The organism is Pectobacterium araliae (assembly GCF_037076465.1).
Lineage (GTDB): Bacteria > Pseudomonadota > Gammaproteobacteria > Enterobacterales > Enterobacteriaceae > Pectobacterium > Pectobacterium araliae.
The window spans coordinates 2313836-2340259 of sequence record NZ_AP028908.1; the positions used below are offsets into that span (position 1 = coordinate 2313836).

The 26424-nt window shown below is 50.1% G+C and carries 21 protein-coding genes; 9 read left to right on the forward strand and 12 right to left on the reverse strand.

Annotated elements, in window-relative coordinates; translation table 11 throughout:
* Positions 1 to 65: 65 nt before the first annotated feature.
* Entirely contained in the window at positions 66 to 461 is a 396-nt protein-coding gene (locus AACH44_RS10495; protein WP_338659592.1) for a cytochrome b562, read from the reverse strand.
* Between the two features lie 275 nt (positions 462 to 736).
* A complete protein-coding gene (locus tag AACH44_RS10500) occupies positions 737 to 1165 on the reverse strand; it encodes an OsmC family protein (RefSeq protein ID WP_261849755.1) in 429 nt (142 codons plus the stop codon).
* Positions 1166 to 1501: 336 nt separating this feature from the next.
* Here AACH44_RS10500 and AACH44_RS10505 point away from each other — a divergent pair, with 336 nt between their 5' ends.
* The 4 genes from AACH44_RS10505 to AACH44_RS10520 all read left to right on the forward strand — a co-directional run bounded on the left by AACH44_RS10505 (position 1502) and on the right by AACH44_RS10520 (position 9283).
* Positions 1502 to 2191, forward strand: a complete 690-nt coding sequence (locus tag AACH44_RS10505) for an expansin EXLX1 family cellulose-binding protein (RefSeq protein WP_261849756.1) — start codon at positions 1502 to 1504, stop codon at positions 2189 to 2191.
* Positions 2192 to 2457: 266 nt separating this feature from the next.
* Positions 2458 to 3834 carry an SrfA family protein gene (locus tag AACH44_RS10510; RefSeq protein ID WP_261849757.1) on the forward strand — a complete coding sequence of 459 codons (1377 nt, stop codon included), beginning with the start codon at positions 2458 to 2460 and terminating at the stop codon, positions 3832 to 3834.
* A 2-nt stretch (positions 3835 to 3836) separates the two neighbouring features.
* Positions 3837 to 6824 (forward strand): virulence factor SrfB, encoded by a 2988-nt coding sequence (locus tag AACH44_RS10515; protein WP_338659593.1) that lies wholly within the window; start codon positions 3837 to 3839, stop codon positions 6822 to 6824.
* On the forward strand, positions 6821 to 9283 hold the full coding sequence (locus AACH44_RS10520; RefSeq protein ID WP_338659594.1) for a putative virulence factor: 2463 nt from the start codon (positions 6821 to 6823) through the stop codon (positions 9281 to 9283). The genes AACH44_RS10515 and AACH44_RS10520 overlap by 4 nt, the downstream gene beginning before the upstream one ends.
* A gap of 330 nt (positions 9284 to 9613) precedes the next feature.
* On the opposite strand, the gene AACH44_RS10525 is transcribed toward AACH44_RS10520, so the two are convergent.
* Together AACH44_RS10525 and AACH44_RS10530 are read right to left on the reverse strand one after the other, a co-directional pair.
* A complete protein-coding gene (locus tag AACH44_RS10525) occupies positions 9614 to 10933 on the reverse strand; it encodes an ABC transporter substrate-binding protein (protein ID WP_261849760.1) in 1320 nt (439 codons plus the stop codon).
* A 109-nt stretch (positions 10934 to 11042) separates the two neighbouring features.
* Positions 11043 to 12338 (reverse strand): Gfo/Idh/MocA family oxidoreductase, encoded by a 1296-nt coding sequence (locus tag AACH44_RS10530; protein WP_261849761.1) that lies wholly within the window; start codon positions 12336 to 12338, stop codon positions 11043 to 11045.
* A gap of 496 nt (positions 12339 to 12834) precedes the next feature.
* Here AACH44_RS10530 and ogt point away from each other — a divergent pair, with 496 nt between their 5' ends.
* The 3 genes from ogt (at position 12835) to uspE (ending at position 15521) form a co-directional block, all read left to right on the forward strand.
* The gene (gene ogt, locus AACH44_RS10535) at positions 12835 to 13368 is read left to right on the forward strand and encodes a methylated-DNA--[protein]-cysteine S-methyltransferase (RefSeq protein WP_261849762.1); all 534 of its coding nucleotides are present in this window, start codon (positions 12835 to 12837) and stop codon (positions 13366 to 13368) included.
* Positions 13369 to 13634: 266 nt separating this feature from the next.
* Positions 13635 to 14381: a fumarate/nitrate reduction transcriptional regulator Fnr gene (gene fnr, locus AACH44_RS10540; protein ID WP_005968491.1), complete on the forward strand. Its 747-nt coding sequence runs from the start codon at positions 13635 to 13637 to the stop codon at positions 14379 to 14381.
* 189 nt (positions 14382 to 14570) lie between these two features.
* A complete protein-coding gene (uspE, locus tag AACH44_RS10545) occupies positions 14571 to 15521 on the forward strand; it encodes a universal stress protein UspE (protein WP_261849763.1) in 951 nt (316 codons plus the stop codon).
* A gap of 137 nt (positions 15522 to 15658) precedes the next feature.
* On the opposite strand, the gene pntB is transcribed toward uspE, so the two are convergent.
* Together pntB and pntA are read right to left on the reverse strand one after the other, a co-directional pair.
* The gene (gene pntB, locus AACH44_RS10550) at positions 15659 to 17047 is read right to left on the reverse strand and encodes a Re/Si-specific NAD(P)(+) transhydrogenase subunit beta (protein WP_103860658.1); all 1389 of its coding nucleotides are present in this window, start codon (positions 17045 to 17047) and stop codon (positions 15659 to 15661) included.
* 10 nt (positions 17048 to 17057) lie between these two features.
* Entirely contained in the window at positions 17058 to 18587 is a 1530-nt protein-coding gene (gene pntA, locus AACH44_RS10555; RefSeq protein ID WP_261849764.1) for a Re/Si-specific NAD(P)(+) transhydrogenase subunit alpha, read from the reverse strand.
* A 580-nt stretch (positions 18588 to 19167) separates the two neighbouring features.
* On the opposite strand from pntA, the gene ydgH reads away from it, so the two are divergent.
* On the forward strand, positions 19168 to 20121 hold the full coding sequence (ydgH, locus tag AACH44_RS10560; RefSeq protein ID WP_261849765.1) for a DUF1471 family protein YdgH: 954 nt from the start codon (positions 19168 to 19170) through the stop codon (positions 20119 to 20121).
* A 79-nt stretch (positions 20122 to 20200) separates the two neighbouring features.
* Here the strand turns inward: ydgH and kdsA are convergent, their stop codons facing one another.
* From kdsA to hemA, 6 genes are all read right to left on the reverse strand, one after another.
* Positions 20201 to 21055, reverse strand: a complete 855-nt coding sequence (gene kdsA / locus AACH44_RS10565; protein ID WP_261849766.1) for a 3-deoxy-8-phosphooctulonate synthase — start codon at positions 21053 to 21055, stop codon at positions 20201 to 20203.
* A 75-nt stretch (positions 21056 to 21130) separates the two neighbouring features.
* Positions 21131 to 21940: an invasion regulator SirB1 gene (gene sirB1, locus AACH44_RS10570; RefSeq protein WP_261849767.1), complete on the reverse strand. Its 810-nt coding sequence runs from the start codon at positions 21938 to 21940 to the stop codon at positions 21131 to 21133.
* A gap of 2 nt (positions 21941 to 21942) precedes the next feature.
* Positions 21943 to 22344, reverse strand: coding sequence for a SirB2 family protein (locus AACH44_RS10575; RefSeq protein WP_338659227.1), 402 nt, complete (start codon positions 22342 to 22344; stop codon positions 21943 to 21945).
* A gap of 5 nt (positions 22345 to 22349) precedes the next feature.
* Positions 22350 to 23195 (reverse strand): peptide chain release factor N(5)-glutamine methyltransferase, encoded by an 846-nt coding sequence (prmC, locus tag AACH44_RS10580; RefSeq protein ID WP_261849769.1) that lies wholly within the window; start codon positions 23193 to 23195, stop codon positions 22350 to 22352.
* Positions 23195 to 24277, reverse strand: a complete 1083-nt coding sequence (gene prfA / locus AACH44_RS10585) for a peptide chain release factor 1 (RefSeq protein WP_261849770.1) — start codon at positions 24275 to 24277, stop codon at positions 23195 to 23197. Before prfA ends, prmC begins: the two co-directional genes overlap by 1 nt.
* Before the next feature lie 33 nt (positions 24278 to 24310).
* Positions 24311 to 25567, reverse strand: a complete 1257-nt coding sequence (hemA, locus tag AACH44_RS10590) for a glutamyl-tRNA reductase (RefSeq protein ID WP_261849771.1) — start codon at positions 25565 to 25567, stop codon at positions 24311 to 24313.
* 232 nt (positions 25568 to 25799) lie between these two features.
* Here hemA and lolB point away from each other — a divergent pair, with 232 nt between their 5' ends.
* Entirely contained in the window at positions 25800 to 26423 is a 624-nt protein-coding gene (gene lolB / locus AACH44_RS10595; protein ID WP_261849772.1) for a lipoprotein insertase outer membrane protein LolB, read from the forward strand.
* Position 26424: the final 1 nt, after the last annotated feature.

Sequence of the window (26424 nt, forward strand, 5' to 3'; positions counted from 1 at the left end):
TATAATAAAAAAAGCCGCCAGTGAGATCGCTTCCCACTGGCGGCTTATGGTAAACGAAAAGCGATTTAGCCTCTCAATTTACTGTGATATTCACCTTTCAAGGTGTTGATTTCCGCGAGTGCTGCTTTAGCTTCACTCAGTTTACCGGCATCCGCGAGAGCCTGCGCGCTGTCGACTTTTTGCAAAATCTTATCCAGACCTTCCACATAGGCTTTTCTATCTGGACCATCTGCAGGCTGCTTGGCGAAATCAGGCGGCACCTGTGTTTTGGCATTCACAACATACTCACGGAATGTGCTCAGCGCCGTTTTCAACGCTGTAGCATCGTCCGCTTTAGTCGCGGCAGTATAACTTTTTTGCATACCGCGCATGTCTTCCGACACGGTCGCATTTACTAAAACAGGTGTCAGCAAACTACCGGCCAACAGCACAGAAAAACAGATCTTGGTCATTCTATTCATCTTGAACTCTCGCTTGTGTTCCACAGCACGACATACTCAGAGAATCTGGCCACCACAGCCGACCAGCCCAATATTGCTTTTATTCTTTATAGTGCGTCCTACGCCATGACCAGATTACTCCGTAATGGCAATTCTGATTTTATGGTTATAATCGTAAAGATGTTAAATTATTTTTAATCGTTTCGCTGTTTTTGATTGGACAAATGTAAAAAAGCTCGCCAATGTCGCTTGGCAAGCCCTTTTATCGAAAAAATCTGTAGGATTACGGCAGGTCGTTAGTTCAGTTGATAGTCCAACGTAATGTCGGCTTTGAGCACTTTTGAGACGGGGCAACCCGCTTTCGCTTTTTGGATAATCTTATCGAACGCGGCTTCATCAATCCCTGGTAGCTTCACCGTGCTGTGAAGCGCGATTTTAGTGATCGCAAATCCCCCCTCGACTTTATCCAACGATACATCTGCCGTGGTATCAATTGACTCGGGTTTATGGCCTTCTTCGCCGAGCATCAGCGATAGCGCCATAGAGAAACAGGCCGCATGCGCCGCGCCAAGCAGTTCTTCCGGATTGGTACCCGTTTTGCCCTCAAAGCGGGTATTGAAGCCATAAGGTTGCTGCTGCAATGCACCGCTTTCCGTTGAAACCGTGCCCTTTCCCTGCTTGATATCACCTTCCCAATGCGCTTGTCCTTTCTTATGAATAGTCATGCAATCTCCTCGTTATAGATTAGCCAGTGGCAGCTATCTGAGTTGAAGCGTAAGTCACGTCCTTTAAACCGTAGAACATATTTGGAATAAATCCAAATCTATTATTCTATTCACATAATTATTTTACCATATATAAATAAACCCAGTGATATATTCACTGCTTATTACCTTAAGATAAAACCGATTTACTTATTTATAAAAAAGCCTGATTATCGGTGTACCAAAACGATAGGTTTTCAACGTAGTGGATTCTCAAAACATGGATTCCTGTTTTGGTTTTTTATTTTTTTACCACTCATCTATGTTATTACTCTTGAATCATATTGGATGTGAAACATGAATAAAATAACGTCGTTAACACTGTCTGCATTATGCTTTATCCCGCTAATCAATACCGCTCATGCCCAATGGGAACTGGACGATATTTGTTACGGCTACGCAACCGCAACGGGTTCTGGGTATCAGGGCGGCGCGCTCTTGTTGGATCCGATTCCACAGGACATGGAGATCACCGCGTTAAACCGGAGCCAACTGGATTATCGCGGTATTAAAGCGTCATTGGCAGGGGCTTACCTGAAAGTGAATGGCCCAAAAGGCAGCACGGTGGTTTATGTCACGGATCTTTATCCAGAAGGTGGCGATTGCGCATTAGATTTATCGTTTAATGCATTCGAGAAAATAGGCGACCTACAAGATGGGAAAATTAATATCGACTGGACGCTGATCGAAGCGCCGGTCAATGGCAACGTTATTTATCGTATAAAGGAGGGTTCAAACCCTTATTGGGCTGCGGTGCAATTCAGAAATGTAAAATATCCGGTTATTGAAATGAAATATAGGCGCGACAATCAATGGATCGCGGCACAAAAAACCGATTACAACCACTTTATTGTGGAGCATGTAGGAATGAATGATATCCCCATTGAATTTACCGATGTAAAAGGTAACGTCCTCAGTGATACGCTGCCGCCGATGTCACAAAGCACTTCATCTGCATATCTGATCACGGGCAACGTCCAACTGTAATCGCTCACAACGTCGAGGGAAGCTGACACGACGCAGCATCCCTCATTTCTGCCAACTTTTTTGTCAGCATTTTCATTGCATTATCTGGATATTGTCCACTGTTTGTGAGTACACGTCGCGCTTCCCACTTTTTCTATTGCTCAAATATTTGTTAGTTTTATCACTTCTTTAAGCGTTTGATTCGCCATCATTCGCACTACAGTATACCCTGTCGCAGATTAATTCTATTTTCTGCTTTAGGCATCATTACAAAAGGTCTCTTTTGCGTGGCAAAATTATTTTTACGTAGTGGAAGTTTGGATGATTTTCTGGCGCTGGGTGAGAACGGGCAGCCAGTTTACGCATCGGCACTTCAATTGCGGGAAACGTTACGTCTCAGAAAACAGCAGCAAATTGCCGATTGTCTGGCGATTCCCCAACCCAACGAGCATGGCGACCGCATTGACTGGTATGCGCCAATTGACGGTAAAGTTACCTCCTGGATTGCTGCCAGCGAAGAAGAACGAGAAAAGGCGCTGTCGTTACTGGAAACCTATCAAACTGCGGTTGCCGACATCAGCCTGCGTACGCAAAATGCAGAGAAAGCAGGGCAGAAACTTTTCGGTGTCCTGCTGGCAAAAGCAATACAGTTTCCCGGCGCAAACCACGTCTATCTAGTTGATGGTAAGCCAGTCTTAACATTCTGGGGCTTCGTCAATCTCGATAAGAAATCCCGTCTTGATGCGTTAGACTGCCTGCGACCGGTCATCAAGGACGCTGAGCCGCTTGCGGTCACACCGACTCCCGCCCCACCGCTTCCATTGGTTGACCCTGAACCCGTGCCAGAACCACAGCCTATCGTTCAGCCTGAGTCTGTCGAGCCAACACCAGCGCTTGCCGCTGCGGCAGCATTGCCTGCTCGTCCGCCGTTCTTCCGTCTATGGTGGCTGTTACCTGCCGCCGCGCTGTTAGCTATTTTGGCATTGCAAATACGTGGCTGCGTGTCAGGACAAGACGACAAACCGACATCCGAACAGGTTGCAACGGTCAAGCAGGAAAAACGCGCATTGCCTTCCTCTACGCCGGCTGAGCCCACACCGCCACCCGCTCCACCTGTCGTAGAAAAAGAGAGCGTAAAAGCCGTTGAGCCACCCGTTTCAGCACCGCCGATTGTAGAGGCAGTCAAACCAGAAGCCCCTGCGGTTGTTGAACCCAAAGAGCCTGTTGCACCACCGATTGAACCGGTTATCGACCCAGTGCCAGCACTTCCTGCGGGCAAAGATGATTTAGTGATGCCTGCCGATGCAGTGAAAATCGGTTCCATCAAATTCCTGAATGGCAACTGGCGCGTCATTGTTGATGGGAAAGCCCCGATTACCGGCAGACCACCTAGCCTGCGCTACCAAATCCAAAATGGTAAAGGGACGGCGCGTATTACTCATGGTGACGGTGTCACGTGTCGCGCCAATGTTGAGGCAGGATTAATGAGCTCCGGCAATTTGATCATCAACAGTCGTTCTGGTGCCCGCTGTTCCGATAATTCACGTTTCCAAATGCCAGAACTGGTCTGTAAACAAGGTGCCTCCGGCGCTGCGGCGGAGTGTATTGGTCGCTATGACGAAAACACCGTTTTCCCGATGACGATAAAGCGCGAGAGTAAATAATCATGCTGGCGACGATTACCGATTATAAACAACGCATTACGTTGATTCAGGACAGCGGAATTCAGTTTTTGGATTTTGCCTTAAAGCCGCAGTTTTTAGCTGAACAGCCTAACTGCTATGTGCGTAAAAGTGCCAACGGCCCCTTACTGCACCTGCTTTACGATGAACACATGGACAAATATCTACTCCCTTCTGCCACCGGTATGGCACCAGAAGTCGTGAAACCTGAGTTGAGTATTTCGCTTGAGCAATCGCTGAAGCTGTTGGAGAAAGTCTGGCTGCCACTGCCCTTCTTCCGTTTCAATCCGCCGCGTACTTTTATGGGCGGTCCAGACAACTGGGCGCGGATGCAGATCCTCACTTTAGATACGCCCGATCAGGACGGCAACACGCATCGCATTTGTCTGGCGTTCGATACTAAAACCTATCCCGAAGGTCACGAATACGAGTCACTGGCGCCGAATGCCAATGACATCAAAACGGGTGGAAATTTTGCGTTGGCTTATCACAGCGATGAACTGGGTGAATTCCTCGATGAAACTTGGGTCGACGGCTGGCTGCGTGAGGTCTTTACTCAGCAGGTTAAAGTGCAGGAAAACCGCGATAGTCATGATGTGAAAGTGGCGCTCAGGGGATTTGAATATCAGGCACATTATTTGAATGTGTTGGATATGCTGGGCAACCAGCTCGAAATACCCGAAATACGCATCAATACCAGCACGTTACAGGAACCCGCGGTCAACGTTGACCTGATTTTGGATGTTGGCAACTCGCACACCTGTGGCATTCTGGTGGAAGATCATGCCGATGAAAGCAACGGCCTGAAGCAGACCTATGAGCTGCAACTGCGCGATCTGAGTGAACCGCATTATCTGTATAACGAACTGTTTGAGAGTCGCGTTGAGTTTTCACAGGCAAAGTTTGGCAAGGAAAACTTCTCCGTAGAAAGCGGCCGTGATGACGCCTTCATCTGGCCGTCGATCACCCGCGTCGGGCGTGAGGCTAGCCACATGGCGCTGCTGCGTCAGGGAACGGAAGGGTCGAGCGGTATTTCCAGCCCGCGTCGTTACCTGTGGGATGAAGAAAGCTATGCACCAGGCTGGCGCTTCAGCCAGACGGACGCCCATTCGCAGACCGAACCGTTAGCGACTGCCATGCCGCTGACCATCATGCTGAATGATGAAGGTCAACCTCTCTACAATCAGCCGCTGGATGAGCGTTTACCGGTATTTTCACCGCACTACAGTCGCAGCTCGATCATGTCCTTCATGCTCTCTGAACTGCTGGCACAGGCACTCATGCAGATGAATAGCGCCGCTCAGCGGTTGAAGATGATCCACAGCAGTGCACCGCGCCAGTTGCGTAATATCATTCTGACGTTGCCTTCCGCAATGCCGAAGCCTGAACGTGAAATTTTTCGACGCCGCATGCATGAAGCGATTGCGCTGGTCTGGAAAGCGATGGACTGGCACCCGATGGATGACGATTTCACTACCCCAGCCGACAAGCAACAGAGCCGGATTCCGGTGCCTGACGTACAAATCGAATGGGATGAAGCGACCTGCGGGCAGATGGTTTACCTGTATAACGAAGCGCAGGTGAATTTTGGCGGTCGGGCGGAAGATTTCTTCGCCAGCATGGCGCGGCCGGATAAAGAACTCGACGAAGGCGAACCCGTAGGAAAAACGCTGCGCATTGCCTCAATCGACATCGGTGGCGGCACCACCGACCTCGCCATTACGCAATATCTGCTCGATGACGGTGTGGGCAACAACGTTAAAATCATCCCACGCCTGCTGTTTCGCGAAGGATTTAAGGTCGCGGGTGACGATATCCTGCTGGACGTGATTCAGCTCTATATCCTTCCCGCGCTCCAGGCTGCGCTGAAAACCGCAGGGCTGGCCAGCCCGGATGCGTTGATGGCGAAACTGTTCGGCAATGAAGGGCGTATGGATGCGCAGCTTACGCTACGCCAGCAGGTGACATTGCAGGTCTTTATTCCGATCGGTCGCGCGATTCTGGAAGCGTATGAGCGCTTTGATCCGCTGGACACCAGCGCCGAGATCGAATCCACCTTCGGCGAATTGTTGGAACAGGCACCGACAGATAAAGTGCTGGAATACATCAATACGGAAGTGCAGCGCGAGCTGCCAGTTAGCGATAGCGTATTCGATATTTTGCAGGTGCCACTCATCCTCAAACTGAACAAGCTGCACGGCGAATTCCTGTCTAACAAAATGAATATCACGCAGAATCTGCGCCTGATGTCTGAAGTAGTGTCGCTGTATTCGTGCGATGTGCTGCTGCTCACTGGCCGTCCTTCGCGTTTCCCTGGGATTCAGGCGCTGTTCCGCCACCTGCAACCGCTGCCGATTAACCGGATGCTGTCACTGGATGGCTATCACACTAACGACTGGTATCCATTTAACAAACGTGGGCGTATTGATAACCCGAAATCCACCGCGGCCGTCGGCGCAATGTTGTGCCTGCTGGCGCTCGATCTGCGTTTGCCGGGCTTTTACTTTAAGGTCGGTGATTTTCAGCCATACTCTACGGTCCGCTACCTCGGCATGATGGACAGCAATAACGCACTGACGCTGGATAATGTGTATTACAGCGATATCGATCTGGATGCCCCGGATTTCGTGCTTGACCCGCAACATCGCTTCCAGGTACGCGGTTCACTCTGCCTCGGTTTCCGTCAGTTAGACAATGAGCGCTGGCCCGCCTCCTCGCTCTATATGCTGTCGATCGTCGATCAGGATTTAGCCCGCAAGGTTGTTGGCGACAGTAAACTACGCGTCCGGTTGGCCGTGACAAAAAGCGACGATCAGGACAGCCCCGAGCGCTTTGAAATTGCCGATGCGGTGCTGGAAGATGGCACCCACGTGCCGCCCCATCATTTACGACTTAAATTGAACACATTATCCGCTAACGGTTCTGGCGCGACCCATTATTGGATCGATAGTGGGAGTGTATTTAAAAAATGAAACGATTAACGCCTAAACAACTTTCCACCCGACTTCACGGCCAGCTACAGGCCGTTACAGAAGGTGTTGAACAAGCCATCGACTGGGTTGAAAGCACGCGACAGAACGCCCCGCGTCTGGATATTGAAGCCGACCGTCTGATCGTCAAATTGCGCCGTAATTACAATAAAGCGCAGCATCTGTCCAATGTCGCGCAGAAAGAGATTGCCATTGGCTTTTTTGGCCTGTCTCAGGCGGGGAAAAACTATCTGATCGCGTCACTGGCTGGGGGAGAAAACGGCAAGCTGGAAACCTCGTTTGAAGGGCAACAGCTGGATTATATTGATCATATTAACCCGTCTGACCGGGCGGCAGCGCTCGTTACGCGCTTTAGCCGACAGTCTGGCGTGAAGAACAAATCGTTTCCCGTTCAGTTACAACTCCTCAGCGAGTTGGACATCGGCAAGATCATGGCCAACGCGTTTTTGAACGATCTCAATCAAGAGACAACGTTCGAAGAATTAGATGAACGCCATATCGCCGAGCACATTAAAACGCTGTTGATGCACCGCCAGCCAGAACCCGTCGAAGGGATGAGCCGCGACGAGGTGGTCGAACTCTGGGATTATCTCGCGCGTCACGATGTCAAACGGCAGAAACAGCTGGAGGCACACTTCTGGCCAGTTGCAATCGAATTAGCCCCCTTTCTTACCATTGATGACCGTGCCCAACTCTTTTCCGTGTTGTGGGGTGAATTGAATTCGTTGACCACTGCATATCGCCATTTCAGCCACACGCTGCAACATCTGTCCGGTACAAGTAAGCTGTTAGCCCCGTTACGAACGCTGATAGATGATGATTTGAATCCAGCGGACAGTCTGATCGACGGTTCCGCACTGGAGCGTCTGCACAGCGCCGACGATCCCGGCGTGTTGGTGCGCCCGGTTCAGAATGGTCGTGCAGGGAAAACAACCGAGCTCTCGCTGGCTGAATTAACGATGCTGACCGCAGAGTTGCTTGTCCCGCTGCACTTGCCTCCCAAAGAAGCGTTGTTCGAGCAGGTCGATGTGTTGGATTTTCCCGGCTTTGGTGAAATCCGCGAAACGCGGGACGAACCACCAGCAAAACGCCAACCTATACCGTATCCGCTGGCTCACACGTTATTGCGTGCAAAACGCGCCTATCTACTAGAGCGCTATACCGATAATCAGGAAATGAACGTACTGATGGTATGCAGCGCCGCTGGCGATCGTGGCAATGTTAAAGTGGTCGGTAAGGCGTTGGATCACTGGGTTAAACAAACGCAGGGCGAAAACGCGCAGGTTCGTAGCCACCGTAAACCGGGACTGATTTGGGCGGTCACTCGCCACGATCGTCGTATTACGCACGGGCAAAACTACGATGCTGCGGTACAGCGCTATGTGGGTAACCCAGGCGATGTCTGGGGAACGATGCTGGCGATGGATAAGCGCGGTGTGGCGCGTATGGCAACGTGGTTAGGTGCTGAAGTCCACCGGGAAGTGAAACTCGGGCGCATAGGTGAACAGCTCAACGAACTTCAGCGTGAACTCAGCGATAACCTGCTGGGGAACTGGTATCTGCCCGTTGATGTTGACGATCCCGCGGAAAAACAGCGCGTCGCAGAAACCTTGCTTAAATCGCTCCAGACCCGCACTGGCGTACACGGCGAGTTGCTAGAACGTCTTTTACCTTCACGTGATGAGCTACGCCGTCTGTATCTGCAACAGCAGGGCGCAAGCTATGGCAGTTTTCTCACCGATGCCGAAGACCCTTCAGCCCCCTTGATCAATAGCGATCCGTTTGGTGTTGGGATCGAGATCGATCTGTTTGCCGATGAGCCGATCGCGCTTGACCAACCTGCTGCGCCCGCCATTACCGTCGATTATGGCTATGAGGCGGACTATGCACACGGCGTTTATCGTTACTGGATTAACTACCTGCGTGGTCTGCCGGAAAATGCCCCGCTCCTTGAACTACTGAATGTGCCGAAATCAACAATTGAAATGCTAGTCGAAGAATTGATTACCGGCAGCATTCGCTTGCGGATCGAAGAAGCATTGGTCGATATGTTGGTCGATGGTGAATCGTTGGGCATCAACCGCGAGAATAAAGCTGACCGTCAGGTTTCGCGCGTGCTCACTATTCTCGGGGACTTTGTCGCCTGGCTTGGCTTCCAGCAGCTTGATGAATCCCTGCGCCCTGCCAGCCGGATTAATCGCGGCCATAAAATTTTCGCCAAGCCGGAAAAACAGGCGGTCAGCTTTGGCGCTTCACAGCGCCTCACCAAGCTGTCGCTAACGCCCACCAACAATACGGCGTTTTATATCTATGACTGGCTAGTTGGCCTGAATGAGATGATTATCCAGAATGCAGGCTATTCCGCCGCACGAGAAGTCAGTGCTGAACAACGCGAACAGTTGGGCACGATTCTGGCGTTAATTAAGCCCGAAGAGAAATAATTTCCAGGCTATCGCTATTGATGTAGGAAACATGACGTGACGTTGTCACCATTATTCATGTCATGTTTCCTTTCTCTGCCACATCCGCCCTCCTATGTGTTTATCGCTCCCTTGTTATCCCTAAAATCTTATTTGACGAATGGTGGATTCAATCTATACCTAAGTCGATGACTTTCAATTAATAAGCGTTGATGTTCCCCTATCTGTTAGCCATTTCCACTGCGTGGGAGTGGATGACCTTAACAGGAGTGGTTATGACGATAAAGTGGGTAAACGACGCGTGCGATGCCATAGCCTTTGCAACACGGCATCGCACACTAACCGCGGTGGTTATCGGATTGCGCGTTTTAAAATGCGATTAGCGCTACTCAGGAAATCATCGGCGACTTTATTCACCTCACCATTGCCGTAGTCCAGTTTTTGCAGACTTGTGGTCCACAGCTGTACCAACTCCTGATTTTCCATAAACGGTGAAACGGGCACCTTAGATGCAGGTTGCTCCTCGGCGGCACGATAAGCATTTGCTAACAGGTTACTGGCGTTGATCACACCAATATCTTCCAGCAGTTTTTGTGCTTTCAGGTTAGCAGGTATCCCGTTTTGCAACCCAACCGCCTTCACGCCCTCTGGGTTGCTCAGCATAAAACTCATCAACATCGCCGCTTCCTTCGGATGTTTACTGTTCTTACTGATTGCAAACAGTGAAGACGGCTTGCTTGTGAGCCCGGAATCTTTAGCATCCGGCATCGTGATAAATGGCCCGGTTTCTAAGACAGTCTCTTTCGGCATATTGCTGGAATAGGTATAGATGGCTGAATCCCACAGATACATACCGGCTAATTCGCCGTTAATCCACGGACGAATTTCATAAACGTTAGTACGCCCGAACGAGGAAAAATAGCGCTGATCGGGTATCACATGGGAATCAACCAGCTTCTTATAAAAGCTGAAGAGTTCCCTGACCTGATCGCGGCTATAGGCGATGCTTTGCTTCTTCTCATCAATGAGATCAATACCGTATTTCTGTGCCATGTAGCTACGGCCAAGTGTGAGAATATCCAGCACATCGCTTGCCCCCTGGGCAACGCCGAGTGGATAATAGTTGTCACCCAGTTTTTGTTTAAACACCGGGCCTGCGGCAAACAGTTCATCCCAGGTTTTCGGGTAAGCGACACCCGCATTATCCCAAATGGTTTTGTTGTAAATCATGCTGCGGGACGTCATCGAAATCGGGAGACCTTGCAGCTTCCCTTTCACGTCTGACGTTTTCAGATAGTTAGGCGGAAAATCTCCCAGCCCTAAAATATCCTTCTGCTTATTCAAATCATAAAAGCCGTCGCCGTTGCGGGAAAACTGTGGCAACCAGTTCCAGTCAATACGCATAACATCTGGTTCTTGCCCCCCAGCCATCTGCGTTGATAGTCGGGAAAGATAACCATCCCAGCCAGCATACTCTGCTTTGACGGTAATCGTCGGGTTGGCTTTTTGAAACGCGTTAATCGCCGCTAGTGTGGCTTCGTGCCGTTGATTTCCCCCCCACCAAGAGATGCGAATCTCCGTGGCGTCAGCAGAGTGAGAGAAAGCAGCCCCAACGGGAAGAGCAGCACAGAGTAAGAGCAGGTGAGGTAATGTGTTCCGTGTTTTCGCCATAATAAAACCCTTATAATAGTATTTGGAGGTTTCCACCCTTCCCCTCGTTACAGGCAGACGGGTACTACGGATGCGGACGCGCTTACTGCCAAAATAGCAGGTACTTTGATTAATTCCCTCTTTTCAGGTTAACGGCCAGTTCGCTTATTTTCACTGGCAGTTCGGTGCGTAGCGATCGATTGGCGGCAATACCGGTTAAAATAGACATCGCCCCATCACGATAATCTGCTGCACGATGTAATGGATCAGGTTCCGGTATACCAAACAGATCGTTTAACATGACCTGATCGCCACCGCCGTGCCCACCCGATTTAAATTCAACTGGCACGACATAAGGCATGTCAAACATCGGATAGACCTTTATTTCACATTCATCCAGCGCACCTTCATCCTCTTTTTTTCCGCCTCCGTTTACATAAGATTTTTCTACCAGTTTCATTTCTAACCGGCCCTTGCTGCCATTAAACACCACATTCAACCCTTCCCAGGGTAAATAGGCGTTTAATGAGTACGTCATAATGGCTTTGTTCTTATAACGCACCATGACACCCAGCACATCTTCAATATTAATACCGTCATCGAACACGCTTTTATCGCGGTAATAACCATCTTCATGTTCGGCATCTAAATATAAAGCGGTCAATTGTTCGCTTTGATTCATATGCAGTGCAAACGGGTCATTCTCTGCTGCAACGCTATTATGTGAACGTGCATAGAATGCAGTAACACCACGCGCTTCGGCATTCGCCTTACCATAAAAACGCAAATCACCTTGCGCGTAGACCGTTTCTGGCTCGCTGTTCAGCCAGAAATTCACCAGGTCGAAATGGTGGGTGGATTTGTGCACCAACAGCCCGCCGCTATTGCGTTTGTCACGGTGCCAACGACGGAAGTAATCTGCCCCATGTTCGGTATTCAACAACCACTCAAAATGGACGGAATAGACGTCACCAATGACGCCTGCGGCAATTAATTCACGGACTTTGCTGTGATGAGGGGCATAGCGGTAATTAAAGGTCACGCGTAATTTACGGCCGGTGCGGTTAATCGCATCGATAATCGCCTGACATTTTTCTTCGTCGATCGTCATCGGTTTTTCGCTGATAACATCGCACCCTAATTCCATTGCCCGAATAATATAGTGATGGTGCGTCCGATCTATCGATGCCACAATAACAATATCTGGTGTGGTTTCTGCGATCATCTGCTCAAATTGGTCGGCATGATACGTTGCCACATTATCGTGCCCAAATTTATGGACAATCTGGTTGGCGTAATCCATCCGCGTCTGGTTGGTATCGCAAAATGCAACAAAGTGCCCTTGATCCTGATAATCTCTGGCGATCGATTCCAGGTAAAGCCCCGCTCGGCCACCGGTTCCCACTACAGCATATTTCTTTTTCATTCTGCGCATATCCTCCAAATAACGTAGATCACATAGCTATTCGTACATAAAACGCCTTCGCCATAAAAAATAGAACATACCCACATCGTTCACCTTCATGTTATTGCCATGCGATAGCGTTATCTGGCAGTAGCATAAAGATTGACATGCTCCATCTCTCATAAATACAAATTGAGCATTTACTATATTACCGTTTGATTTTATTGGTAATGTTAGATGCGATTTATCCCACAGACCTCACACTGAATGTATGATGTTTCTCTTAACGGTTCATGCACCAACGGGATTCCCTCTCAAACAGTGTTCCGTTCTTCTATTTTTGTCTGACTCAGAATGCACCGAGGCGACACAGGTTACGATCGTGATGGCCTTCTCTCTTTTCACCTCACGGCGTGACACCTCTCTCATTTTATTTTCAATCCATCTGGTGATGCAGGATAATCGACGTGCAACTAATGAGAGGTGCAAGAAAGCGACAAGCGCGTAAGGAATCACTATGCAGATTTTTTTCCAGGACATCATGGCAACGCCACTTGGGGAGTTATTGATTATTGCTGATGAAAATAATCATTTGCGAGCCGTTGAGTGGCGCGAATATGAAGACGATTTATTTCGCTCACTCAATCGCAGTTATCGAAATGATCCCTTTTCGTTACAGCCACGTCATAATCCCGGTGGTTTGACAGACAGCCTGCAACGCTATTTTGATGGCGAATTAACGATTATTGATACGCTGCCCGTCGCTTCCGTAGGAACCGAATTTCAACAGCAGGTTTGGCGGGAATTACGAAAAATCCCCTGCGGAGAAATTACCACGTATGGCGAGCTTGCCGCGCTACTAGGGCGCACTGGTGCAGCACGTGCGGTTGGTATGGCAAACGGCTCAAACCCTGTCAGCATCGTGGTTCCGTGTCATCGTGTTATCGGTGCTGGCGGGGCGATGACCGGCTACGCAGGGGGCGTACACCGTAAGCAGTGGTTGCTAAAGCACGAAGGTTATTTGGCTCGCCAAAATAGTTTACCATTATAATTATAACGCGTCCGACAGGTAAGAAATTCACGCCGAATTGCTTATCATCGTTACCGAACGATTAACCCATACGTTAACCGTTCGGTAACGCGATCGGCGAAAATATTATTGCCACGCAAAGTTTATATATCAGAATATTTTCAGCAAAATCGGAAATTTATAGTTAGTTCACTATTTATCAGTCTATTCCTGTGATTGCCGCTCTTATCACGGCCGATAAAAGCTGTTAAAATTGACCAATATCAATTATTGCCTGAGCAAAGCCTATGATCCCGGAAAAGCGAATTATCCGACGCATCCAGTCTGGCGGTTGTGCAATCCACTGTCAGGATTGCAGTATCAGTCAGCTATGCATCCCTTTCACCTTGAATGAACACGAGCTCGATCAACTCGACAACATCATTGAAAGGAAGAAGCCTATCCAGAAGGGGCAAGCGCTATTCAAAGCAGGTGATGAACTCAGATCGCTGTACGCGATTCGTTCCGGTACGATAAAGAGCTACACCATCACAGAGCAAGGCGATGAGCAAATTACCGGCTTTCATCTGGCAGGCGATTTAGTTGGTTTTGACGCGATTGGCACGGCTCAACACCCGAGTTTCGCTCAGGCGCTGGAAACCTCAATGGTCTGTGAAATCCCGTTCGAAACGCTGGACGATCTTTCCGGGAAAATGCCAAACCTCCGCCAACAGATGATGCGCTTGATGAGCGGCGAAATCCGTGGCGATCAGGACATGATTCTGCTGTTGTCGAAGAAGAATGCTGAAGAACGTCTGGCGGCGTTTGTTTACAACCTCTCCCGCCGTTTTGCCCAACGTGGTTTCTCGCCGCGTGAATTCCGCCTGACCATGACGCGCGGTGACATTGGTAACTATCTGGGGCTGACCGTTGAAACCATCAGCCGTCTGCTGGGGCGTTTCCAGAAGAGCGGTACGCTGGCAGTAAAAGGGAAATACATTACGATCGAGAATATCGATGCGCTTTCCGAATTAGCGGGATCTTCACGTAAATAATCTTTCCCGCCTAACTCGTTGACGCTGCCACTTTTTTTCTGTGGCAGCGTCAGTGTTTTTCCTCCTTCCCTGCCTCATCCGTGATATTTCCTATTTTGTTATTCTGCGGCTCATCTCTGTTGTTCAAAACGATTCCATTGCGGTACTCTTAATTTACGGGCTGTGGAGTAACAGCTGTTTGGAGGAGCTATGGCAAAGTATCAGAATTTACTGGTAGCTATTGACCCAAATCAGGATGACCAACCAGCGCTGCGTCGGGCGGTTTATCTGGTTCAGCGACTTGGCGGCCATATTAAGGCATTTCTGCCGATTTATGATTTCTCTTATGAAATGACAACCCTACTTTCCCCCGATGAAAGGGTGGAGATGCGTCAAGGTGTTATTCAGCAACGGACCGAGTGGATTGAGGAGCAGTGTAAACACTATCTTGAGGCTGGCGTTTCGATTGAGATCAAAGTGGTCTGGCACAATAAGCCCTTTGAAGCCATCATTCGGGAAGTGATTTCCGGGCAACATGACCTGTTGTTGAAAATGGCCCATCAGCACGATCGGCTGGAAGCCGTTATCTTTACGCCAACAGACTGGCAGTTGCTGCGAAAATGTCCTTGCCCCGTGTGGATGGTAAAAGATCAGCCTTGGCCAGTCGAAGGCCGTGCGTTGGTTGCCGTCAATCTGGCCAGTGAAGACCCGTATCACGATCCGCTCAATATCAAACTGGTATCAGAAACGCTGGAACTGGCGCAGCAGGTTGACCAAACCGAGGTTCACTTGGTTGGTGCTTACCCGGTTACCCCCATCAATATCGCCATTGAATTGCCTGATTTCGATCCCAGCGTCTACAACGATGCGATTCGAGGGCAGCATTTGATTGCCATGAAATCGCTACGGCAGAAGTTCAGCCTGGATGAACGCGTGACGCACGTAGAAAAAGGGCTGCCAGAAGAAGTGATTCCCGATCTGGCGGAGCATTTGCAGGCGGGTGTCGTGGTCTTGGGGTCGTTGGGCAGAACCGGCCTTTCCGCTGCTTTTATCGGCAACACCGTCGAACATGTGATTGATCACCTGAAATGCGACCTGCTGGCGATCAAGCCCGATGATTTCGTTTCGCCGATTACGCAGGAAGATAGCGAAAACAGCTGATCGCTCATGGCATCACTTTCAACATCAGATAACGCCAGCCTTTGTGCTGGCATTATTTTTAGCAATATCATAGCGATAAGCAGCGATATAAAAAAGGGGCGATATTCGCCCCTTCCGTTTTCTACGCCTTACCACGCTTACAGCGCTTTCAGAATTGCCTCAACGCTGTCCTTGGCATCGCCAAACAGCATCTGCGTGTTCTCTTTAAAGAACAGTGGGTTCTGTACGCCAGCGTAGCCGGTATTCATGGAACGCTTGAACACGATAACATTTTGCGCTTTCCACACTTCCAGCACTGGCATACCCGCAATTGGGCTATGTGGATCTTCTTGTGCCGCTGGGTTAACCGTATCGTTCGCACCAATGACCAGCACGGTGTCGGTATCGGTGAAATCATCATTAATTTCATCCATTTCCAACACAATGTCGTAAGGCACTTTCGCTTCAGCCAACAGCACGTTCATATGTCCAGGTAAACGCCCTGCAACCGGGTGAATACCAAAGCGGACATTGATGCCACGTGCGCGCAGTTTTGCAGTGATGTCATGCACGGGGTATTGCGCCTGTGCGACAGCCATACCGTATCCCGGTGTGATGATGACCGAGGTTGAATTTTTGAGCAAATCAGCAACATCTTCCGCTGAAGCCTCACGATACTCGCCTACCTCTTCGCTTTCGCTGGAGGAAACACCGTCCGTACCAAAACCACCGGCAATCACGCTGATAAAGGAACGGTTCATCGCTTTACACATGATGTAAGACAGAATCGCACCAGAAGAACCCACCAACGCACCAGTCACGATCAGCAAGTCATTGCTCAGCATGAAACCTGCCGCTGCGGCCGCCCAACCGGAGTAGGAGTTCAGCATGGAAACGACAACCGGCATGTCCGCACCACCAATCGATGCAACCAAGTGCCAGCCAAACACCAGTGCAATCGCCGTCATCAGAATCAGCGCCAGTACCTGCAACGCCACGCTGCCGGTATTGACGAAAACCAACAGCAGCAGGAAGGATACAACCAGCGCCGCCAGATTCATTTTATGGCGATGAGGCAGCATCAATGGCTTGGAAGAAATATTGCCACGCAGTTTACCGAACGCGATAACCGAGCCCGTGAAGGTCACGGCACCGATGAAGATACCCAAAAAGACTTCCGTCAAATGGATATTCACCATCACCGGATCGGTAATTTCACCGTGATCGAGGAAGCTATTAAAGCCAACCAGCACCGCGGCCAACCCCACAAAGCTGTGAAGAATCGCGACCAGTTCTGGCATTTCGGTCATTTCAACCTTACGCGCCAGATAAATACCGATTGACCCACCGATCGCCATTGCCACGATGATCCAACCCACGTTACCAGAGTCAGGCCCCAGAATCGTCGCGATCAGCGCAAGCGCCATCCCGCTGATCCCAAAGATGTTCCCTTGCTGCGACGTTTCGTGCTTGGACAATCCAGCCAAACTGAAAATAAAGAGAATTGCGGCAACAATGTATGCAGCAGTTACTAATCCACCAGACATGTGTTACCCCTTAGTTTTTACGGAACATTTTCAGCATGCGCTGAGTCACGGTGAAACCACCGAAAATATTGATGCTGGCAATCAATACGGCAATGAATGAGAAGAATGACACCCACCCGCCGTGACCGATTTGCAACAATGCTCCGACAACGATAATGCCTGATATCGCGTTAGTGACTGACATCAATGGCGTGTGCAATGCGTGGCTGACATTCCAGACCACGTAATAGCCCACCACGCAGGACAGCGCAAAAACGGTAAAGTGAGACAAGAATTCTTTTGGCGCCACATCGGCCAACCAACCAAACAGCAGGATGGCGATCACGAGGAACGCGTATTTCTTCCACGGCGAGGTCGATTTGGCTTCAGCCTTCACAGGTGCAGCGGCCGGTTTTGCCTGCTGTGGCTGCGCTGAAACCTGAATTGGCGGCGCTGGCCAGGTAATTTCACCTTCTTTAATAACGGTCACACCGCGAATTACGGTGTCGTCAAAATCGACATCGATTTCACCGTTTTTCTCTTTGCAGAGTAATTTCAGCAGGTTAACCAGATTGGTGCCGTAAAGCTGTGAGGATTGTGTCGGCAGACGGCTGGGTAAATCGGTATAACCGATAATTTTGACGCCGTTTTCTGTCACGGTAACGCGGTCAGCAACGGTTAATTCGCAGTTTCCGCCCGTTTGCGCGGCTAAATCGACGATCACACTGCCGGGCTTCATGCTCAGCACCATCTCTTTGGTGATCAAGCGTGGCGCCGGTTTCCCGGGGATCAGTGCGGTAGTGACGATAATGTCGACTTCTTTCGCCTGTGCAGCAAACAGTTCCATTTCGGCTTTGATAAAGGCTTCAGACATGACTTTAGCATAGCCATCACCGCTGCCCGCTTCTTCTTCAAAGTCGAGTTCGAGGAACTCGGCACCCATGCTCTTAACCTGTTCTTTTACTTCAGGCCGGGTGTCAAAAGCACGAACGATAGCACCCAGGCTACCTGCTGCGCCGATCGCGGCCAAACCGGCCACACCTGCACCGATAATCATGACCTTGGCAGGCGGAACTTTACCCGCAGCGGTAATCTGTCCAGTAAAGAAACGGCCAAATTCGTGGGCAGCTTCAACAATGGCGCGATAGCCCGCAATGTTGGCCATCGAACTGAGTGCATCCAGTGACTGCGCGCGCGAAATACGCGGCACAGAATCCATTGCCATCACCGTCACTTGACGGGCAGCCAGTTTTTCCAGCAGTGCCGGGTTTTGCGCCGGCCAAATGAAACTGACAACTGAACTGCCCGCACGGGTCAGTTCGATTTCATCATCCTGGGGTGCATTCACCTTCAGGACAATATCGGATTGCCAGACTTCTGAACTGTCAACAATCGACGCACCGGCTTCTTCGTATGCCGCATCGTCAAAACTTGCCAGTTTTCCTGCCTCACGTTCTATCGAGACCGTAAAACCCAGTTTCAGCAGCTGTTCAACCGTTTTCGGCGTAGCTGCTACACGGGCTTCATTGGCCAACCGCTCTCTTGGTACACCAATACGCATGCTGATACCCTTTTCGCTTATTTTTAACGAAGGTTATTATTCTCACCCTACTCTGTTATACGAATTCGCTGAGACCTGCTGCACCCTGTATCCCCGCATTCACGCGGCAGGAAGAGGGTCTACTCATCTTCTGCCACACGCTTTTTTGGGGCGTCTCACTGTAGGCGAATTCATTTATAACGTACTGAAAATGTGATCGATGATCCATAAATAAAATGAATTTCACAGAAAAGCCGAGTTATCACAGGTTCTGCCAGCCTTTCTTGGTCGAAAATCATGCTCTTCTCTGCCTTTTGTAGCATTATTATAGAAGTATTTTTCTGTGCTGTTTCACAAAAACGATGTGTTACAAGGTTGTTAATGTGATAAATCACATAAATATCCCTTATGATGGTAAAACAATCATTAACCGTTATTATTAGCACTTTTCTTGTTCTTAACCGAAGCGTCACGGCTTTTCCGCCCCATTGAAAATGCTAAAGCACAAGAATTTATTCCGTGCGATAATCAGCCTCATTCCGTTACAGGTTGATTGCTATACCTTAAATAATTCGAATGCAGGAAGGCGAAAGGATTTTTTATGAAGCTGAAGACTACTGTTATTGCATCCACATTATTGTTATCACTCTCTGCATTTTCAGCGCAGGCGGCACAGGAACTAACACCTGAGCAGGCAGAATCCCTGCAACCCTTTGAGCGGATTACGTTTAAAGGACGTTTTAACGCAATCGGTGAAGCGGTAGCCGCAGCATCAAAACGCGCGGACAAGGCGGGCGCGGCGTCGTTTTATGTGCAATCCATGACGGATGCTAATTCAAACGATTCCTGGAATGTTACTGTCGATCTGTATCGTAAAGATGCAGCCAAAGCGAAACAAGATGTGCAATATCGCACCATCTACGGCGTGAAAGAACTGCCAAAAGATGCGGCTTATGTGCTGGAGCCTTATGATACGGTAACGGTGAGCGGTTTATTCAGCACTCAACCCGATCTGATCGAGGCGATAGCCAAAGCGGCAAAAGAGAAAAATGCCGATTCGTTTTACATCGTACGTCAGATTGATGTGAACTCGAATAGCGCTAACCAAAGAGCTACGGCATTTATTTATAAAGCCGATGCACCAAAACGCCAGCTTCAGAAACCTGATGCGATCCCTGCCGATTCTGACGCGGGTCGTGCAGCGCTGGCTGCCGGTGGTGCAGAAGCCGCTAAGGTAGAAATTCCAGGGGTAGCTTACTCCGATAGCCCCAGCCGCAGTGTGGGTAACTTCTTTGAAACGCAGTCATCGAAAGGTGGGCGTTACACGGTAACGTTGTCTGATGGCACGCAAATTCAGGAACTTAACAATGCTACGGCGGCACAGATGGTGCCTTTCGACTCTATTCAGTTCCGCGGTAACTATACCAACATGACCCAAATTTCCGAAGCCGTTGCTAAACGCGCAGGCGAAAAAGGCGCTAAGTACTACCACATCACCAGGCAGTGGGAAGGTAAAGGTAACAATCTTACGATTAGCGCCGATCTCTATAAATAACGGACGCCGTGTAGCCACTAAACCTTATAAAAAACCCGCGATATCGCGGGTTTTTGCTATCAGTAATCAATACGACAGATTACTTGCTGGTATCCAGTTCTGGGAAATTTTTCACCAGATCGTCAATCGCTTTGATCTGTTGTAGGAACGGTTCTAGTTTATCCAGCGGCAGCGCGGATGGACCATCACACTTCGCATTAGCAGGATCGGGGTGAGCTTCAATAAACAGCCCCGCCAAACCTACTGCCATCCCAGCACGCGCCAGTTCAGTCACCTGCCCACGGCGACCACCGGATGCTGCACCAAACGGGTCACGGCACTGTAACGCATGCGTAACGTCAAAAATGACCGGCGCACCATGAGAAGCCTGTTTCATGACATTGAAGCCCAGCATATCGACAACCAGATTGTCGTAACCGAAGTTGCTACCACGATCGCACAGAATTACCTGATCGTTACCGCCTTCGATGAATTTATCGACGATATTACCCATTTGACCCGGGCTGACGAACTGCGGTTTTTTCACATTGATCACTGCGCCGGTTTTTGCCATCGCTTCTACCAGATCGGTTTGGCGTGCTAAAAACGCAGGTAACTGGATCACATCAACCACATCAGCAACAGGCTGCGCCTGATGCGATTCATGCACGTCAGTAATAATTTTTACACCAAAGGTCTGCTTCAGTTCCTGGAAGATCTTCATTCCTTCTTCCAGACCAGGACCACGGTAAGAGTGAATTGAGGAGCGGTTAGCCTTATCGAATGACGCCTTGAACACGTAAGGAATACCCAACTTCTGCGTGACCGTGACGTAATGTTCACAAATGCGCATCGCCAGATCGCGTGATTCAAGAACATTCATGCCGCCAAACAGCACAAAAGGCAGATCGTTGGCAACGGGGATATCCCCTATCTTGACCACTTTATTCGTCATACTTTTACCTTCATGTCGGGAAATAAATTAACGCTGCATTACTGCAAAACGGTTTCTTAATGTAAGACTGTTTTTTTAATGCAAGACAATCTGTTTCTGCTCTATCGAGTGAATCTGTACTTTTATCATTTCACTCACCGGATCTTCCGGGCACTGTTCAACGAAATAGTTAAGGTCGGACAGCGCAATGTGGTCGCAATCCAACTGCGCATAAATCAGACCGCGATCGCGAATCTCATACGGATCATCTGGGTCAAATTGCAACACCGCTTCGCTGGCTCGCAACGCCAATTCCATCTGTTTTTCTTCCATCAGCGCAACTTTCAACGTATCGAGCATTTTACGCACGATCATGACATTTTCCGCTTCATCCAGATCTTCATCCAGCAAACGGGTTGACGGGCCGATGTTACCTTTCAGCCACACTTCCAGCACATGCTCACTCAGCGTATCGCCATTGAGCGGGTTGATCAGCCACATCTCTTCGTCGAGCCAGTCGGCACGTAAAATCAGCTGAGTCGGGAAAATCACTGGCATCAACGGCAGGCCGAGTTCGTTTGCGATATGCAGGAAGATGATGCCAAGTGACACGGGCATACCCTGACGAGATTCCAGCACCTGATCCAGCCATAGCGCATCAGACAGGCGATAAACGCCGCCAGCGCCGCCAAATCCCCACGTGTGATAAAACAGCTCAATCAGTTTTTCAAGCTGAAGATCTTGCTCAAGGTCGTCAGGAATAACCGCCCGGGCGTTCTCAACCAGCTGTTGCAGATTTTGCCGCACATCCTGAGCGGGAAAGTCGCGGCGAATCGCCTGTGAAACCAACACGACACCATCACTTAGCAGTGACTGGTTGAATTCAAAATCAGCAATAGCACTCATAATTATTCCATCAGCAACGGTGACTGAGTCAGTGCCAGCAGCACGACCACACCAAAGCATATTAAAGCAGATACAAACGCCAGCCAGCGAACACTCTGGCTACGGGGGCGTTTCCCCAAGGCGATAGCGCCAAGAAGGATATAAATGATAACGCCAAACAGTTTTTCCGTCAGCCAGCTTTGCTCAGGCGTAAACGGATAGGTGTGGCTCTGAATGATTAAACCAATACCGCTGATCAATAACAAGGTATCGTTAATATGCGGCAGAATTTTAACCCAGCGCTGTTGCAGCAGGGACGATTGCCGACACAGCCAGAAAAAACGGACGACAAACAGAGAAATGCTGATGCCAACCGTTGCCAGATGCAGATATATCGTGGCTGGGTAAAGAGTTATCACGTCCATTGCTCCTAATAATTGATGGTATCCAACCAGCGCCCTAACGACACGCGATCATTGCCACCATAATCCTGACAAGTTTCTATTTGTGTAAATCCTCGCGCCTGCAATAGCTGGCGCACCGCGTCACCCTGCTGCCAGCCATGTTCCAACAGCAGCCAGCCACCAACGTCTAAATAGTGTGGCGCGGATTCAATAATGGTGTGTAAATCTGCCAACCCGTTGTCAGCAGCAATCAGTGCGCTGGCAGGTTCAAAGCGAACATCTCCCAGTGAGAGATGCACATCATCGGCATCGATATACGGTGGATTACTGACGATAAGTGCAAAACGCATGTGATCGAGCGGTGAATACCAGCTTCCAGATAAGAAATGGGCATTGTCGAGCCCCAATTGCTGCGCGTTTTTTGTCGCTAACGCAACGGCATCGGGTTGAACATCAACGCCAGTCACCCGGCAATCACGCCGTTCACTCGCCAGCGCCAGCGCGATCGCACCGGTTCCGGTGCCTAAATCCAGCACATCACACGGCGTTTGAGGCAGGCGTAACAACGCTTGTTCGACTAGGCATTCGGTATCAGGGCGAGGAATCAGCGTGGCAGGCGAGACGGCCAGCGGCAACGACCAAAATTCTCGCACGCCGATCAAATAGGCGATCGGTTCACCCTGTTCACGGCGCGCCAGCAGTTCAGTTAACTGCTGCTGTTCAGCGGCGCTTAGCGTAGTTTCACCAAACGCCAACACGAATGTACGAGACTTGCCAGTTACAAAACCCAGCAGAATTTCCGCATCTCGCTTCGGGCTTTCTCCCGCTGCGAGTTGCGCCGTCGCAGAGACTAACCAATCCTGATACGTCATTATTCCTGCTCGGACAACGCAGCAAGCTGATCGGCTTGATATTCCTGCACGACCGGTTGAATCAACGTATCCAGTTTCCCTTCCATCACTTCATCCAAACGGTAAAGCGTCAGGTTAATACGGTGATCGGTCACCCTTCCCTGCGGGAAGTTGTAAGTACGGATACGGTCGGAACGGTCGCCGCTGCCGAGCAGGTTACGGCGCGTTGACGCTTCTTCCAACTGCCGTTTTTGCACTTCAGCTGCACGGATACGCGCACCCAACACCGACAGCGCTTTAGCTTTGTTTTTGTGCTGTGAACGCTCGTCCTGACACTCCACGACAATACCGGTTGGCAAGTGGATAATACGGATGGCGGAATCGGTGGTGTTAACGTGCTGACCGCCTGCGCCAGAGGAGCGGAAAGTATCGATGCGTAAATCAGCAGGGTTGATATCTGGCATCTCCGCTTCCGGCACTTCCGCCATGACGGCGACGGTACAAGCTGACGTATGAATACGCCCCTGAGATTCAGTAGCAGGAACGCGCTGCACGCGATGGCCGCCAGATTCAAACTTAAGCTGGCCGTACACACCGTCACCAGCGATTTTGGCAATGACTTCTTTATAGCCGCCATGTTCACCCTCGCTGGCGCTCACCACCTCAACGCGCCAGCGGCGTGACTCGGCATAACGGCTGTACATACGGAACAGGTCGCCTGCAAAGATCGCGGCTTCATCACCACCGGTTCCCGCGCGCACTTCAAGAAAACAGCCACGTTCATCGTCAGGATCTTTCGGCAACAATAGGACTTGAAGCTGCTGCTCCAGAGCTTCAATCGTCGCTTTACCCTCTTTCAGTTCTTCCTGCGCCATATCGCGCATTTCGGGATCGTCCAACATCATTTCTGCGGTCTGCTGATCCTCTTGCGCCTGCTGCCATTGCTGGAAACAGCGGGTAATGTCCGTAAGCTGCGCATATTCTCGCGACAACGCGCGAAAGCGATCCATATCAGCGATGACGCTGGGCTCACCGAGTAACGCCTGGACTTCTTCATGGCGTTCTTGTAACGCTTCCAGTTTAGCTACAATAGAAGGCTTCATGCGGGCGGTTAAATCCTGTAATAGAGATGAATGCTAGTCCAGCCCAAGGCTGTCACGTAAAATTTGTAATCGGTTTTGGTCGCCGTCACGAGCGGCTTGCTGAAGGGATTTGGTCGGCGCGTGAATCAGACGGTTGGTTAAACGGTGTGTCAATTCTTGAATCACCGCTTCAACGTCATTGCCTTGTTGGATGGCAGCCAACGCCTTAGCAGTCATTTCCGCACGCAGCTCGTCGGCTTGAGCGCGATAATCGCGGATCGTTTCCACCGCTGACTGCGCACGCAGCCACGCCATGAAATCGGCACTTTCTTGCTGCACGATGGATTCAGCCTGTACCGCCGCCGCCTTGCGCTGCGCGAGATTATTCTGAATGATCGCGTGCAGATCGTCCACGCTGTAGAGATAAACGTTCGGCAGTTTGCCGACTTCCGGCTCAATATCACGTGGAACCGCAATATCCACCATCAGCATTGGCTGATTCCGTCTCGCTTTCAGCGTCCGTTCCATCATTCCTTTTCCGATAATCGGCAACGTACTTGCCGTTGAGCTGATCACGATATCGGCATGAACGAGTTGTTCATCCAATTCTGCCAGCGTGATGACCTCAGCCCCCACTTCCGTTGCCAGCGCTTGTGCGCGTTCCCGGGTGCGGTTCGCAATCACCATCTTTTGTACGTTGTGCTCACGAAGATAACGAGCAACCAGCTCAATGGTTTCTCCCGCCCCCACCAACAGCACCGTGACATCCGCCAGTGACTCAAAAATCTGCCGCGCGAGCGTACACGCAGCAAATGCGACCGACACCGCACTGGCGCCAATATCCGTTTCCGTTCGAACGCGCTTGGCGACGGTAAAGGATTTCTGGAATAGCCGCTCCAGTTCGCTGGACAGAGAATGCCCGCGCTGTGATTCGGCAAACGCCTTCTTCACCTGCCCTAAAATCTGCGGCTCGCCTAACACCAGAGAATCCAGACCGCTGGCAACGCGCATGAGATGGCTCACTGCCGCGTTACCCTGATGCCAGTACAGGCTGTCGTTAACCTCTTCCGGACGCAATTGATGATACTCACACAGCCAGCGAATCAATTGCTCACGCTGGTTTTCCTGTTCGTCAACGCTAAGATAGAGTTCCGTGCGATTGCAGGTAGACAACACAACGCCGCCCTGCACCAGCGGTTGCTGTAACAGACTGTCGAGAGCCACGCCGAGTTTATCTGATGAGAACACAACGCGTTCACGCAGAGAAACGGGGGCGGTTTTGTGATTAATACCAAGCGCAAGCAGGGTCATTAGGCTGTTTCTGAGTAATACCGGTCTTAGTATGGATTTCGTTTGAGTCGCATTCTACTTGATGCAGGGGTGCAAGAAAAGCGACAGCACGTGATACACCTCGTCCGAGGTAGTCACTTTTTGACAAAGAACAATAAACGCCATTAATCAATAACAATCATTGACGCTGAGAGGTAAGCCCGTTAGCGTGACGTATTTCACGAACTGCGTTCATTTACAGGATACGACCGACATGCCAATCCAAACTGTCCGATGCCTGCGTTTACTGCCTTTAGCCAGCGTATTGCTCGCCGCCTGTAGCGTTAATCAACCCACTCAAACGGGTACAAGTCCAACGTCGCCAGAGTGGCAACAGCATCAGCAAAAAGTACAGCAACTCAGCCAATATCAGACTCGCGGCGCTTTTGCCTATATCTCCGATAGCAAAAGAGTATCGGCTAATTTTTTCTGGCAGGACACACCGCCACAGCGTTATCGACTGCTGCTGACCAATCCACTCGGTAGCACTGAATTAGAACTACGAGCCCAACCCGACAATGTGCAAATCACTGACAATCAAGGCAAGCGCTACGTGGGTAAAGATGCCGAATACATGATCCAGCAACTGACTGGTATGGCAATCCCACTGAATAATCTGCGCCAATGGATTCTCGGCATCCCCGGTGATGCGGCCGAATTCACACTGGATGAACGTTATCTGCTGAAAACCATCACCTATCGGCAGGGTAATCAAAACTGGAACGTCAGCTATCAGAGCTACAACACCGAGTTAACCCCCCCGCTCCCGACCAGCCTGGAACTCGTCCAGGGGGAACAGCGTATTAAGCTGAAAATGAATAACTGGATGGTTAAATAAG